The sequence below is a fragment of the Flavobacterium sp. SM15 genome, assembly GCF_022012335.1.
GTDB lineage: Bacteria > Bacteroidota > Bacteroidia > Flavobacteriales > Flavobacteriaceae > Flavobacterium.
Map to the genome: position 1 here is coordinate 63415 of NZ_JAKLTO010000001.1, position 14517 is coordinate 77931.

15 protein-coding genes are annotated in these 14517 nt (G+C 37.8%); 11 read left to right on the forward strand and 4 right to left on the reverse strand.

Features of this window, described 5'->3' with window-relative positions; genetic code table 11:
* Positions 1-47 precede the first annotated feature (47 nt).
* Positions 48-1025 (reverse strand): pyruvate dehydrogenase complex E1 component subunit beta, encoded by a 978-nt coding sequence (locus tag LZZ90_RS00300; RefSeq protein ID WP_237788687.1) that lies wholly within the window; start codon positions 1023-1025, stop codon positions 48-50.
* Between the two features lie 326 nt (positions 1026-1351).
* Between LZZ90_RS00300 and LZZ90_RS00305 the strand changes: the two genes are divergently transcribed.
* The 6 genes from LZZ90_RS00305 to LZZ90_RS00330 all read left to right on the forward strand — a co-directional run bounded on the left by LZZ90_RS00305 (position 1352) and on the right by LZZ90_RS00330 (position 5709).
* Complete coding sequence (locus LZZ90_RS00305) at positions 1352-2098, forward strand: electron transfer flavoprotein subunit beta/FixA family protein (protein ID WP_237788688.1); 747 nt, start codon at positions 1352-1354, stop codon at positions 2096-2098.
* An 81-nt stretch (positions 2099-2179) separates the two neighbouring features.
* Positions 2180-3148: an electron transfer flavoprotein subunit alpha/FixB family protein gene (locus LZZ90_RS00310; protein WP_237788689.1), complete on the forward strand. Its 969-nt coding sequence runs from the start codon at positions 2180-2182 to the stop codon at positions 3146-3148.
* 92 nt (positions 3149-3240) lie between these two features.
* Positions 3241-3867: a bifunctional nuclease family protein gene (locus LZZ90_RS00315; protein ID WP_237788690.1), complete on the forward strand. Its 627-nt coding sequence runs from the start codon at positions 3241-3243 to the stop codon at positions 3865-3867.
* Positions 3868-4015: 148 nt separating this feature from the next.
* Positions 4016-4840, forward strand: a complete 825-nt coding sequence (locus tag LZZ90_RS00320) for a thymidylate synthase (protein ID WP_237788691.1) — start codon at positions 4016-4018, stop codon at positions 4838-4840.
* 44 nt (positions 4841-4884) lie between these two features.
* Positions 4885-5223, forward strand: coding sequence for a 2TM domain-containing protein (locus tag LZZ90_RS00325; RefSeq protein ID WP_237788692.1), 339 nt, complete (start codon positions 4885-4887; stop codon positions 5221-5223).
* The gene (locus tag LZZ90_RS00330; protein WP_237788693.1) at positions 5224-5709 is read left to right on the forward strand and encodes a dihydrofolate reductase; all 486 of its coding nucleotides are present in this window, start codon (positions 5224-5226) and stop codon (positions 5707-5709) included.
* Positions 5710-5785: 76 nt separating this feature from the next.
* Here LZZ90_RS00330 and LZZ90_RS00335 read toward each other — a convergent pair whose 3' ends face one another.
* Positions 5786-6103, reverse strand: a complete 318-nt coding sequence (locus LZZ90_RS00335; protein ID WP_237788694.1) for a hypothetical protein — start codon at positions 6101-6103, stop codon at positions 5786-5788.
* 220 nt (positions 6104-6323) lie between these two features.
* On the opposite strand from LZZ90_RS00335, the gene ubiE reads away from it, so the two are divergent.
* The gene (gene ubiE / locus LZZ90_RS00340; RefSeq protein ID WP_237788695.1) at positions 6324-7055 is read left to right on the forward strand and encodes a bifunctional demethylmenaquinone methyltransferase/2-methoxy-6-polyprenyl-1,4-benzoquinol methylase UbiE; all 732 of its coding nucleotides are present in this window, start codon (positions 6324-6326) and stop codon (positions 7053-7055) included.
* Between the two features lies 1 nt (position 7056).
* Positions 7057-7761, forward strand: a complete 705-nt coding sequence (locus tag LZZ90_RS00345; RefSeq protein ID WP_237788696.1) for a porin family protein — start codon at positions 7057-7059, stop codon at positions 7759-7761.
* Here LZZ90_RS00345 and LZZ90_RS00350 read toward each other — a convergent pair.
* The gene (locus LZZ90_RS00350; protein ID WP_237788697.1) at positions 7758-8486 is read right to left on the reverse strand and encodes an RNA methyltransferase; all 729 of its coding nucleotides are present in this window, start codon (positions 8484-8486) and stop codon (positions 7758-7760) included. The two genes, LZZ90_RS00345 and LZZ90_RS00350, sit on opposite strands and share 4 nt — an antisense overlap.
* Before the next feature lie 42 nt (positions 8487-8528).
* Here LZZ90_RS00350 and LZZ90_RS00355 point away from each other — a divergent pair, with 42 nt between their 5' ends.
* The 3 genes from LZZ90_RS00355 to accD all read left to right on the forward strand — a co-directional run bounded on the left by LZZ90_RS00355 (position 8529) and on the right by accD (position 13137).
* Positions 8529-11090, forward strand: a complete 2562-nt coding sequence (locus tag LZZ90_RS00355) for a BamA/TamA family outer membrane protein (protein WP_237788698.1) — start codon at positions 8529-8531, stop codon at positions 11088-11090.
* Positions 11091-11134: 44 nt separating this feature from the next.
* Positions 11135-12202, forward strand: a complete 1068-nt coding sequence (gene fbaA, locus LZZ90_RS00360) for a class II fructose-bisphosphate aldolase (RefSeq protein ID WP_237788699.1) — start codon at positions 11135-11137, stop codon at positions 12200-12202.
* A gap of 80 nt (positions 12203-12282) precedes the next feature.
* Positions 12283-13137, forward strand: a complete 855-nt coding sequence (gene accD / locus LZZ90_RS00365; protein WP_237788700.1) for an acetyl-CoA carboxylase, carboxyltransferase subunit beta — start codon at positions 12283-12285, stop codon at positions 13135-13137.
* A 94-nt stretch (positions 13138-13231) separates the two neighbouring features.
* Here the strand turns inward: accD and LZZ90_RS00370 are convergent, their stop codons facing one another.
* On the reverse strand, positions 13232-14497 hold the full coding sequence (locus LZZ90_RS00370; RefSeq protein ID WP_237788701.1) for an ABC transporter permease: 1266 nt from the start codon (positions 14495-14497) through the stop codon (positions 13232-13234).
* Positions 14498-14517: the final 20 nt, after the last annotated feature.

The window sequence follows — 14517 nt, forward strand, 5'->3', positions numbered from 1 at the left end:
ATCAACTTTAACGCTGATGAAGTTCAAATATAAATGTTTTTTTCAGATTATTTGTACATCACTTTTTTTACTGCCTTAACAACATCGTTTGCATTAGGCAACCACTCTTTTAGTAAGGTTGGCGAATATGGAGCCGGTGTGTCTGCAGTAGTAATTCTTTGTACAGGCGCATCCAAATAATCGAAAGCTTTTTCCTGAACCATATAAGTAATTTCAGAAGCCACTGAAGCGAAAGGCCAAGCTTCTTCCAACACGACTAATCTATTAGTTTTTTTAACGGATGTTAAAATTGTATCATAATCCATAGGACGAACAGTTCTTAAGTCGATAATTTCACAAGAAATACCTTCTTTTGCCAATTCATCAGCAGCGATATAAGCTTCTTTAATGATTTTTCCGAAAGACACAATCGTCACATCTTTTCCTTCTCTTTTGATATCGGCAACACCTAAAGGAATTGTATATTCTCCATCAGGCACTTCTCCTTTATCACCATACATTTGCTCTGATTCCATGAAGATTACCGGATCGTTGTCACGGATAGCCGATTTCAACAACCCTTTTGCATCGTACGGATTTGAAGGAACAACCACTTTTAATCCCGGAGTATTGGCAAACCAGTTCTCGAACGCCTGAGAGTGCGTGGCTGCTAACTGTCCTGCAGAAGCCGTGGGCCCACGGAACACCATTGGCATAGGGAATTGTCCGGCAGACATCTGACGCATTTTAGCTGCGTTGTTGATGATTTGATCAATACCTACAAGCGAGAAATTGAAGGTCATAAATTCTACAATTGGACGGCAACCGTTCATTGCTGAACCTACTGCAATCCCTGCAAAACCTAGCTCTGCAATTGGCGTGTCGATTACTCGTTTTGGACCGAATTCATCTAACATTCCTTTTGAGGCTTTGTAAGCACCATTATATTCCGCAACTTCTTCACCCATTAAATATACTGATTCATCGCGACGCATTTCTTCGCTCATTGCCTCACAAACCGCTTCTCTAAATTGTATCGTTCTCATGTATTTTTCTTTATCCAAAAATTATTGAAAGGCAAAAATAAAAATTTTAAATCAGTTATGGCACATATATTATAGTATAACACAAATTATTTGGTATTTATGATTAATTACAAGAGGTTTTTCCTCTAACTCTTTTCAGAAAACAACCAAGATCTTGCACAAAATTTACGCAAACCTTATTTTTAACCCCTTGTTTTGCCGAACATTAAAGAAAAACCTTCGTTTATTGATAAAATCGTATTTATTATGCACGCATAGTAAATTATTGAAATTAATTCCTTAAATTCGTAGCCCGAAAAGATAATCAACATTATAATTTTATAACAATGAAAATATTAGTTTGCATCAGCCACGTGCCTGATACTACTTCAAAAATTAATTTCATTAACGGTGATACTGAGTTTGACACAAACGGTGTACAATATGTAATCAACCCTAATGACGAATTTGGTTTAACAAGAGCTATCTGGTTCAAAGAACAACAAGGGGCTAACGTTACTGTTGTAAACGTTGGTGGTGCTGATGCAGAAGCTACTTTAAGAAAAGCTTTGGCAATCGGTGCTGACGAAGCTATCCGTGTAAACGCTAACCCTACTGACGGTTTCTTCGTTGCAAAACAATTAGCCGAAGTAGTAAAACAAGGCGCTTACGATTTAGTAATCGCAGGTAAAGAATCTTTAGATTATAACGGAGGAATGGTTCCGGGAATGTTAGCTGCCTTAACAGGGGCTGATTTCGTGAACTCTTGTATCGGTTTAGATGTGAACGGTACAGCTGCAAAGGTAGTTAGGGAAATCGATGGTGGTAAAGAAACCATTTCAGCAAACTTACCATTAGTTATTGGAGGTCAAAAAGGTATCGTTGAAGAGAAAGACTTACGCATCCCTAACATGAGAGGAATCATGACTGCGAGAACAAAAGTTTTAACCGTTCTAGAACCAGTTGCAGCAGACAACAACACCAAAGCAGTAAAATTCGAGAAACCAGCGGCTAAATCTGCAGTAAAATTGGTTAGCCCGGACAACCTTGACGAATTGATCAACTTATTACATAACGAAGCTAAGGTAATCTAATTTTAAATTTTGAATTCTAAATGATGAATTATTCGAAAATCATTTAAAATTTAAAATTCAACATTCAAAATAATAGAAATTATGTCAATTTTAATATACGCGGAATCCGCAGAAGGAAAATTTAAAAAAGTAGCTTTCGAGTTGGCTTCTTATGCTAAAAAAGTTGCTGAAAAAATGGGAACAACCGTAACTGCAGTTACAGTAAACGCTGGTGATGTTTCTGGATTATCAAAATACGGAGTAGACAAAGTATTAAAAGTAACCAACGATAAATTAGGTGCTTTCAATGCTAAAGCCTATGCAGACGTAATCAAACAAGCTGCTCAGAAAGAAGGAACAAAAGTAGTTATCTTATCTTCTACTACAGATTCTTTGTACTTAGCTCCACTTGTAGCTGTAGGACTAAATGCTGGTTATGCTTCCAACGTGATCGCTTTACCGGAAAGCACCTCTCCATTTACTGTAAAAAGAAACGCTTTCTCTAATAAAGCTTTCAACATTACAGAAATCACTACTGATGTAAAAGTTTTAGGAATTGGTAAAAACTCATTCGGTTTAATCGAAGCTGACTCTTCATTAGCAGAAGAAGATTTTACGCCATCTTTAAACGATGCTGATTTCTCTGTAAAAGTAGAATCAGTAGAAAAAGTAACCGGAAAAGTTACCATTGCTGATGCAGAAATCGTAGTTTCTGGAGGTCGTGGTATGAAAGGACCGGAGAACTGGGGAATGATTGAAGAATTGGCCGCCGTACTTGGTGCTGCAACTGCCGCTTCAAAACCAGTTTCCGATTTAGGCTGGAGACCTCACAGTGAGCACGTAGGACAAACTGGAAAACCTGTAGCTGCCAACCTATACATTGCAGTAGGTATTTCCGGAGCGATCCAACACATTGCGGGAATCAACTCCTCTAAAGTGAAATTAGTAATCAATTCCGATCCGGAAGCTCCTTTCTTTAAAGTTGCCGATTACGGAGTTGTAGGAGATGCTTTTCAAGTACTTCCTGTCCTAATTGAAAAATTAAAAGCTTTCAAAGCGGCACAACATTAATATTTTTACTTAATTTGTGCCTATAAAAAGGCTGTCTGAATTGGAGATAGTTCGTATCTTTGTTTAGACAGCCTTTGTTTATTAATACAACTATGAGCTTAGTAAAACTTACTATAAAAGGAATCTCTTACAGCCAAACACAAAACGGAGCTTACGCCTTGATTTTAAATGAAGTGGATGGTGAACGAAAACTCCCAATCGTTATTGGCGCTTTCGAAGCCCAGTCCATTGCCATTGCTTTGGAAAAGGAAATTCGGCCGCCAAGACCTTTAACCCACGATTTATTTAAAAATTTCGCCGATAGGTTTGACATCGTTGTAAAGCAAGTTATCATTCACAAACTTGTAGACGGTGTTTTCTTCTCAAGCATCATTTGCGAAAGAGATCGTATCGAGGAAATTATTGACGCAAGAACTTCGGATGCGATTGCTTTGGCTTTACGTTTCAACGCTCCTATTTTTACTTATAAAAACATTTTGGACAAAGCCGGAATTTACTTAAAAGTGAATCCGGAAGAAGGAAAAAACACAGAAGAAAGCGACGATCCGCTTACCAGCCCTGAAACTTTTGGTTTGGTTGGCGAAGAAAAAGTAACCGGCGAGTCTTACACTCAATATACATTAGCTGAATTGTACGAACTTTTGGAAACAGCAGTTCAGAATGAAGACTACGAAAAGGCGGCCAAAATCCGCGACGAAATCTCAAAAAGAGAAAGCTAAAAAACTTAATATTTCAAGAGCCGTTTCCAAAAAGAAACGGTTTTTTTATGTCAATAACTTGGCTAAAAACAAATTCCGCACCCTCATTTTGTCTTGATAAATTTTATAACTTGCACTTTCTTATCTTAGCATACAAACCAGTCGTATCATGAAACAATATTTAGATTTAGTAAAGCACGTTTTAGAAAATGGCAACCAAAAAGGCGACCGCACCGGAACCGGAACCAAAAGCATTTTCGGCTACCAGATGCGTTTTGATTTAAACGAAGGGTTTCCAATGGTAACCACCAAAAAACTGCATTTAAAATCTATAATTTACGAATTGCTTTGGTTTTTGAAAGGCGACACCAACATCGCTTATTTAAAAGAAAACGGCGTTAAGATATGGGACGAATGGGCCGATGAAAATGGTGATTTAGGCCCTGTATACGGTTACCAATGGAGGAATTGGAACGGCGAAGAAATTGACCAGATCAAAGAACTCATCGAAACCCTGAAAAAAAACCCAAACAGCAGAAGAATGCTGGTTTCCGCTTGGAATCCATCAGTTTTGCCGGACGATAAAAAATCCTTTTCGGAAAACGTAGCCAACGGAAAAGCCGCTTTACCTCCTTGCCATGCTTTCTTTCAATTTTATGTAGCCAACGGAAAATTATCCTGCCAATTGTACCAAAGAAGTGCGGACATCTTTTTAGGCGTTCCTTTCAACATTGCTTCGTATGCTTTATTTACGTTGATGATTGCTCAGGTTTGTGATTTGCAACCGGGAGAGTTTATCCATACTTTTGGGGATGCCCACATCTACAACAATCACATCGAACAGCTGGAATTACAATTATCACGCGACCCGAAGCCACTCCCAAAAATGATTCTGAATTCCGAAATAAAAAATATTTTCGATTTCAAATTTGAAGATTTCACTTTGGTGGATTATGATCCGCATCCGCACATTAAAGGTCAGGTTGCAGTGTAAGTTAAAAGAAATTTCTTTATCTTTAATTCCGTAATACTTTATTTATGGAAATCAATCAGCACGAACTCTATGAGTATGCACGACTTCGTTTGAAACAAAAAAAACGATTGTACTTTCATTTTGTATTGTTTTTTGTAGGGAGTATCTTTATGATTATTGCCAACAAACTACTCAATGTGAAACCTGAAACCAACTGGTATTTATGGGGAATTACGATTTGGGGGTTTATTTTTGTATTGCATTTTATCCGGGTGTTTATTACCGACAGCTTCATGAACAAGAAATGGGAACGCGCACAAATCGACAAACTCATTTTAAAACAGGAGCGCAAACTGGAACAAATTGAAAAAGACTTCAATCAAAAAAACAACATTACTTCATAAATGATTACACTAATTGCTGCCGCAGCAGAAAATAATGCTTTAGGAAAAGACAACGACTTGATTTGGCATTTGCCCGACGACTTCAAACGCTTCAAACAACTAACGACCGGACATTACATTATTATGGGAAGGAAAACTTTTGAAAGCTTCCCAAAGCCACTTCCCAACCGCACTCATGTAATTATTTCGCGACAAAAAAACTATACCGCCACTGAAGGCTGTATCCTTGTAAATTCACTTGAAAAAGCAATAGAAGTCTGTCCTAAAAACGAAGATGTGTTCATCATCGGAGGCGGAGAAATTTACAGGCAATCAATGGAAATTGCAGAAATGATTGAGTTAACAAGGGTTCACACCTCACCCGAAGCCGATGTGTTTTTTCCTGAAATTGATACTGAAAAATGGAATTTGGTTTTTGAAGAATACCATCCGAAAGACGAAAAACACGCTTTTGACTTTACTTTTTTAACTTACAAAAAGGCCTAAATGAAAAACATCCCGATAAAAAATTACCGGGATGTTTCAACTAACAAACTAAAAATGTATCAAACTTACTATCGAATTATTCAAGGGAAAGTACCTGAAAACATAAAATAAAAATCACAACCATGAGCAACAGTCCTGAAATGAACAGTACCACGTTTGCGAATTTCTGAGAATACATCTCAAAAAAGCCCTTAATACCAAATACCACAAAAGTACTAAAGACAAAAAAAACTAAAATTTCCAAAAACAAATTTAACCCAAAGAACGTTTGCGGCACCCCTGAACCAACAGCCACCATTAATGAACTGTTGTTGACACTTTCCACAAGAACCAATGAGATTACCAGTGCCAGTAATACCCATTTAAGTTCCGATAACAAATGTTTTGACAACATATTCAGCATGTTTGTAACCAGATTGTAAAATTGCAACGAATCACAACACTAAACAATCGCCAAAATCTTGTATTTTTTCCTCACTAAATTTAGTGATACAAATAGTTTTTTCTTTTTCAGTATGTGTTAGAACTTACATCATTGTGAAATAAATTTACAATTATTTCGCAAGATGGATATGATAAAGAATGTATTATCTTTGTACAAATTAATTTTATCGATGAACGACAACATTACACCCTATAAAGCCTCAAAACTGGGTAAAAAAGAACAGGTTACACAAATGTTCGACAACATATCCGGCAATTACGACAACCTGAACAGGGTCATTTCTTTTGGCATAGATGTAAAATGGCGTAAAAATGTTTTGAAGCTCATCGAAAGCAAAAACCCAAAAAACATACTGGATATTGCAACCGGAACCGGTGATTTGGCGATCCTAATGGCTAACACAAATGCTGAAAAAATTATCGGTCTTGATATTTCTGCCGGAATGCTTGAAATCGGAAAACAAAAAGTAGCCCAAAAACATCTGGAAAGCAAAATTGAAATGGTATTGGGAGATTCTGAAAAAATCCCTTTTGAAGACAACTATTTCGATGCGATTACCGTAGCCTTTGGCGTGCGCAACTTTGAAGACCTGGAATTAGGGCTTTCCGAAATTTTGCGTGTTTTAAAACCCAACGGTCGTTTTGTAATTCTGGAAACTTCCGTTCCTACAAAATTTCCGTTTAAACAAGGGTATAATTTATACACTAAAAACATCCTTCCTTTAATTGGCAGGCTGTTTTCCAAAGATAAAGTTGCCTATTCGTATCTTTCTGAATCGGCCTCCCATTTTCCTTATGGAGAAGCGTTAAACAATATTTTGCGAAAAGTTGGGTTTATAGATGTAAAAGACCTGCCTCAAACTTTTGGAGTAGCAACAATTTATTCGGCTTCAAAAAAATAATATGAAGAAAGTATTTGTTTTAGCATTAATGCTTATTACCGTTAACAGCTTCGCGCAGAAAGGCCTTAGCATGTTTGCCAAAGACCCAATCATCAATTTGGAAAATTTTGACAAACAGCGCGTACACTGGGGGTATTTCCTAGGATTCAACTCCTACGATTTTAAATTCGACTACCATAATGTAGATAAAGACATAGAGGTACAAACCACAACAGGTTTTAACGTTGGACTGATTGGAAACTTACGTTTAATGGAATACTTGGATTTACGCTTCGAACCGGGTTTATATTACGCACAACGCAATCTTACCTACCCTAACATAACCGATGAATTCGATCGATTAAGAGAAGTGAAATCAACTTATATCCATTTGCCATTATTGCTGAAGTTCTCCTCTAAACGCATTGGCAACGTTCGTCCTTATTTAGTAGGAGGTTATTCCTATTCAATGAACTTGGGAAGTAACGCCAACGCAAAAGACGACAACTACAACGAACGCTTTCGAATGAAAAAAATGACTGCTAATTACGAAGCCGGCTTTGGAATTGACCTGTATTTTGAATACTTCAAATTCTCACCCTCCATTCGCGGGGTTTTCGGAATTGGCGACGAATTAATCCGTGACAACAACCCGAATAGCCCTTGGACCGGAAATGTAGCTTCAATGAAAACCAGAGCGATTCTCATCAACTTTGCCTTCCATTAAGAAGTTCTTCGGAATTCACTCAGAATTATAGCCGTAGCCGTAGCTACATTTAAACTTTCGGTTTGCTGTAAATTACCAAAACGGGGTATTGCAATTCTGTTTGTGGATAATTTTTCAATTTCAGAAGAAATACCGTTTGCCTCATTACCCATAACGATTAAGGCATTTTCTGGAAGTTCCGATTTATAGATGTTTTCACCATCCATAAAAGTTCCGTAAACCGGTAATTTGGTCTTTTCAAGAAATTTATTCAAATCCGTATAAACCACATTTACCCTAGTAAGGGAACCCATAGTCGCCTGTACTACTTTGGGATTAAAAACATCGACAGTTTCCAAAGAACAAACCACATGGTTAATTCCGAACCAATCGCACAAACGCAAAATAGTTCCCAAATTCCCCGGATCACGTATATCGTCTAAAGCAACAACAATCCCTTTTTGCTCAACAGGCAGTACTTCAGGAGTTTTAAATAATGCCAAACAATTGTTTGCCGTGGTAAGTGCGCTTATTTTTTTCAAATCGGAATCGGAAACCAGAGTTCGCTTTTCTTTAGGAACTTCTTCAAAAATAGTTTCGGTCACATACAAATGAAAAAGCTCAAAATTGGAGTGCAAAAGCTCTTGGATCACCTTAATTCCTTCGGCCAAAAACAGCCCGTGCAATTTTCGGTACTTTTTTTGCTGTAAACTCGTTATTAATTTTGTCTGGTTTTTACTAAGCATTTTCTAAAAAAACGTATTTTTGACCTACTTTTAGTATTCAATTTGAAAAATAATTCATCAAAAATAGCACTATTATTTCTATTAGGTGCAATTTTATACTCCTGTTCGCTTGTAAAAAAGGTTCCGGAAGGGAAGCATCTGCTAAAAAAAGCAGACATCATGGTCAATGATAAAAAGAACGACGAGGAAATTCTCGTGAATCAGTTGTATCAAAAACCCAACAGTACTCTTTTATTAGGATTCCCGCTTCGCCTGCACCTTTATAATATGGCGCGCAGAAACCCGGACTCCTCTTATCATGTTTGGCTCGATCGCAAACCCAACCGCCACAAGAATTTAGCAGGTTTTCTCTCTGAAAAACAAGTACAGCGTTTAGGAAAATCGTTTTTTGTTTCCGGCTTCAGTAATTTTCTAAAAAAAACTGGAGAAGCTCCGGTAATCATTGACGAGAATAAAAACAAAAAAACAAAAAACCGCTTTTTAGCTTATTACTTTAACAAAGGATTTTTCCATACTAAAGTAACGCACAAAATAGATACTTTACCCAACAAACGAGGTAAAGTCACTTATTTTATCAATACCGGAAAACCTTTTATTGTAGACAGTATTTCAGCATCCATAGAAACTCCTGCACTGGATTCCTTATACCAAAGCAACAAAAACCTCTCACTTATAAAGTCAGGCAAACAATACGATTCCAAAGATTTTATAGACGAGAGAAAAAGAATTTCAACCTATTTCAGAAACAATGGTGCTTATCGTTTTCAGGAAACCAACATTTCTTATGACATCGATACTTTGAGCCGTAATTACAAAGCAAATGTTGATGTAATCATTAGCAATCAAACAGTTAAAAACGGTGATTCATTAACTACGGTTCCTTTCAAACTATACAAAATCAGTGAAGTAAACATCTTTACCGACAACACTTCAAGCAGAAACAAACAGAAAATCGCCGACAGCACGACTTACAATAATTTTAATTTATACAGTTCCGATAAATTAAATTACCGTCCAAAAGCGCTTACCGATGCCGTTTTTATTACTAAAGGAAGTAAATTTAGTGATTCCAGAAGATTACTGACTTCAAAAGCAATCACTAACCTAAAGGTATTCAACTACCCTTCAATCGAATATGTTGAAGATAAGCGCGACAGCACCGGAACTTCTTTAATTACAAACATCTACCTGACCCAGCGTAAGAAATTTTTATTTAATGTTTCAGCCGATTTCATGCATTCCAACATACAGGATTTTGGTATCGCAGGAAGCATGTCGTTATCCATTCGTAATGTTTTCAGAGGAGCGGAAATCTTAGAGGTTTCCACCCGTGGAAATATTGGGTCTTCCTCAGAATTGGCCAATCCGAGTAATGTTTTCTTTAACATTTCCGAATACGGTGCCGATTTAAAACTTACTTTCCCCCGAATTTTCTTCCCACTGAAAACCGAACGTTTGATTCCTAAAATCATGTTCCCGAACACCATTGCGAGTTTCGGTATTTCCCGCCAGCAAAATATCGGTCTGGATAAAGAGAATTTTACCGGAATGCTGAGTTATAACTGGTTCCCAAAGAAAAGCAATTCGGCACGATTTGACCTTTTCAACGTACAGTATGTTCGAAACCTAAACCCAAACAATTATTTTGGCGTTTATCATTCCTCTTACAACAACCTTAACGATTTAGCCCTGATTTACAACACCAATCCTGCTTATCTGGATGCTTTAGGAAATTTAACCATTGCAGAAGGTGGTGCCAATTATTTCATCAATGATGTTCTAAGCGGCAATACGGTTTTAACCCCGGAAACCAATGAATACAAAACCATCCGAAGCATTGAAGAGCGCAGAAAACGTTTAACAGAAAACAACCTTATTTTTGCCTCGAGCTATACCTTTACCAAATCAACAAAAACAGATTTACTAGACAATACGTTCTCTATTTTCAAGACTAAAATAGAATCAGCCGGCAATGTTTTGTCTTTGCTTTCCAAAATCAATAACGAATCGTTAAACCAAAACGGAAAGAAGACTTTTCTGGACGTAGAGTATTCCCAATATGTAAAAACCGAATTTGATTTCATTAAACACTGGGATTTAGGAAAACGCACGGTAATGGCCATGCGCGGATTTTTCGGAATCGCGATTCCTTATGGCAATTCAGACAATATTCCTTTCTCACGAAGTTATTTCGGAGGAGGCTCCAACGACAACCGGGCGTGGCAATCGTACGGCTTAGGACCGGGAAGCAGCGGCGGAATCAACGACTTTAACGAGGCCAACATGAAAATTGCCTTCAGCACCGAATACCGTTTCAACATTACCGGAAAATGGAACGGAGGTATTTTTGCAGACGTTGGGAATATCTGGAACGTATTTGATAACGTAACGGACGAGCGTTTTACTTTCAATGGATTTCAATCCCTTAAAGATCTGGCTTTAGGAACGGGAGCTGGTATTCGTTATGACTTTACGTTCTTTGTGGGCCGTTTGGATTTCGGCTTCAAGACCTATAATCCGGCTAATGAAGAAAACCGCAGATGGCTTAAAGACATGCGCTTTGACAAGTCGGTTATAAATATTGGAATTAATTATCCGTTCTAAATTCAGAAATTATTATTTTTGTCAACTATAAAAAATTCAACACAATGGCTCATAATATTAAACCCGGAGTTGCTACCGGAGATCAGGTTCAGGAAATTTTCAGATATGCTAAGGAAAAAGGCTTTGCATTACCCGCTGTAAACGTTACAGGATCTAGCACTATTAATGGTGTTTTAGAAACTGCAGCCAAATTAAAAGCACCGGTAATCATCCAATTTTCTAACGGAGGTGCTTCCTTCAACGCTGGAAAAGGGCTTTCCAACGACGGTCAAAAATCAGCAATATTAGGAGCAGTAGCTGGAGCCAAACACATACACACTTTAGCGGAAGCTTATGGAGCTACAGTTATCCTTCATACTGACCATTGTGCAAAAAACCTTTTACCTTGGATTGACGGATTGTTAGACGCGAGCGAAGAGCATTTCAAACAAACCGGAAAACCTTTGTACAGCTCACACATGATTGACCTTTCGGAAGAACCGATCCAGGAAAACATCGAAATCTCTAAAAAATATTTAGAGCGCATGAGCAAAATGGGTATGACTTTAGAAATCGAGCTTGGAATTACCGGTGGTGAAGAAGACGGAGTAGACAATTCTGATGTAGACAGCTCTAAATTATACACTCAACCCGAAGAAGTGGCTTATGCCTACGAAGAACTGATGAAAGTAAGCCCGCGTTTTACAGTGGCCGCAGCTTTTGGAAATGTTCACGGAGTGTACAAACCAGGAAATGTAAAATTAACTCCGAAAATCCTGAAAAATTCTCAAGAATATGTTCAGCAGAAATTCGGAACTGAAAACAATCCGGTAGACTTTGTATTCCACGGAGGTTCTGGTTCAACTTTAGAAGAAATTCGTGAAGCGATATCCTATGGTGTCATTAAAATGAACATCGACACAGATTTACAATTCGCCTTTACCGAAGGTGTTCGTGATTATGTAACCGATAAAATCGAGTACTTAAAAACACAAATCGGTAATCCGGAAGGGGATGATGTTCCGAACAAGAAACATTATGATCCAAGAAAATGGGTTCGTGAAGGCGAACTGACTTTCAACAAACGCTTAGAACAGGCTTTTGCCGATTTAAATAACGTTAACACACTTTAAAATTATGAGTTATGAATTATGAATTATACGCTCAGGTCTGTAACTCATAACTTATAACTTTAACTCATAACTGAAACATTATGGCTTGGTTTAAAAGAACAGAAAAAGGAATTCAAACCGCAACGGAAGACAAAAAAGACGTTCCTAAAGGGCTATGGTACAAATCGCCAACAGGGAAAATTGTAGATGCAGAGGAATTGGCAAGAAACCTTTGGGTAAGCCCTGAAGATGGTTTTCACGTTCGTATCGGAAGTAAAGAATATTTTGAGATTTTATTCGACAACAATGAGTTTAAAGAATTGGACGCTAACATTACCTCCAAAGATTCCTTAAAATTTGTAGATACCAAAAAATACAGCGACCGTTTAAAAGAAGCGATGGATAAAACCAAACTCAAGGATGCAGTTCGTACCGGAGTTGGAAAATCCAAAGGAAGAGATTTAGTGGTTTGTTGTATGGATTTTGCTTTCATCGGCGGATCAATGGGTGCGGTTGTTGGTGAGAAAATTGCCCGCGGTATTGACCATTCCATCAAAAACAACATTCCTTTTGTAATGATTTCCAAATCGGGAGGAGCTCGTATGATGGAAGCCGCGATGTCACTAATGCAGTTAGCAAAAACTTCGGCAAAACTGGCACAATTAGCCGAAGCTAAAATCCCTTACATTTCTTTATGTACGGATCCAACAACTGGAGGAACAACTGCTTCTTATGCGATGTTAGGAGATATTAACATTGGTGAACCGGGAGCATTGATCGGATTTGCCGGACCACGTGTAGTAAAAGACACAACCGGAAAAGATCTACCGGAAGGGTTCCAAACTTCAGAATTTTTATTAGATCACGGTTTCTTGGATTTCATTACCCCGAGAAAAGAACTGAAAGACAAAATCAATTTGTATTTGGATTTGATTCTGAATCAGGATATTCGATAAATAAAAATCCCGCTTACTAGAGCGGGATTTTTTTATACAATCAAGTCAGTAAAAACCCGTAGATAATTTCGTTTATAAAACTCTTTGAAAAAAATCACATTCCACTACGGATCGCCTCAACCGGATCTAATTTTGAAGCAGATATAGCAGGCACAATTCCAGAAATTAACCCGATGAAGGCTGCCAGTGAGGTTCCGATAACAATGTTCCAGAAACCAAGCACAAACTCAAAATCAAGGGCTTTGGACAATCCGATGGCAATTAGCCAAACCAGTAACATTCCAACAATCCCTCCAATTACAGAAAGAATAATAGCTTCAAACAAAAATTGAAAAAGGATAAAACGATTTTTGGCTCCTAACGCTTTTTGGATTCCGATCAAGTTTGTTCGTTCTTTTACCGATACGAACATAATGTTAGCAATTCCAAAACCACCTACTAAAAGTGAAAACCCGCTGATGATCCAGCCTACCATATTCATTTGACCCACGATACTGTCGATCATTTCGGTAAATCCGGACAGAACGTTGATAAAGAAATTATCAGGCTCGCTGGTTTTTAATCCTCTGAAATTACGCAACTTATAGGTTAATTCGCCTTTAAACTCGTCGATATCGGTTCCTTTTTCTGGTTTTAATTCGATTACCGGTGTTAAGGCGTCGTTATTATCTCCAAAAATCCTTCTGAAATTATTACTTGGGATATATGCTCGGGTATCATTACTTCCGAAAATCGACTCCCCTTGTTTTTTCATTATTCCCACCACATTGTAGCGTTGTCCGTACAAACGCACATCTTTCCCGATTGGATTCATGTCTCCGAAAAGCGTATTGGCCACTTCACTTCCCAAAACAATTACCCCTAATCCAGCATTGGATTCTGCTTCGGAGAAAAAACGACCTTCCCCTACTTTCACATCATCAATAACTTCAATCTCATTAGTGGACGGAACTATCTCAATGGCACTCGCAGTCTGTTTTTCAAATTTGATGTTTTCCCTTTTGGTGAAATACGCAAATGAACTTTTGTCCAGATTGGTCATCGAACGGCGCAAATGCAAGTATTCTTCATAGGTAACGTTGGGAAACTGACCTACTTTCCAATCGGGAATATCAGTAGGACCAAAAGAGTATTTGAAAAGATAAATCGTGTTTTTGTCCAGTCCGCTCAAATCGCTTTTAATTTTTCGGTCCATGGAATCTACCGCGGTCAATACTGCAATAATGGAAAAAATCCCGATGGTTACCCCCAACAACGACAACAAAGTACGCAACTTATTATTACGTAAAGCATTAAGTGCAAAACTCAAACTTTCTTTTAGAAGTCGAACATACAATAAAGTGGTATTTTGTTGGCTCATTTGAATTCTCTTTAATGTTA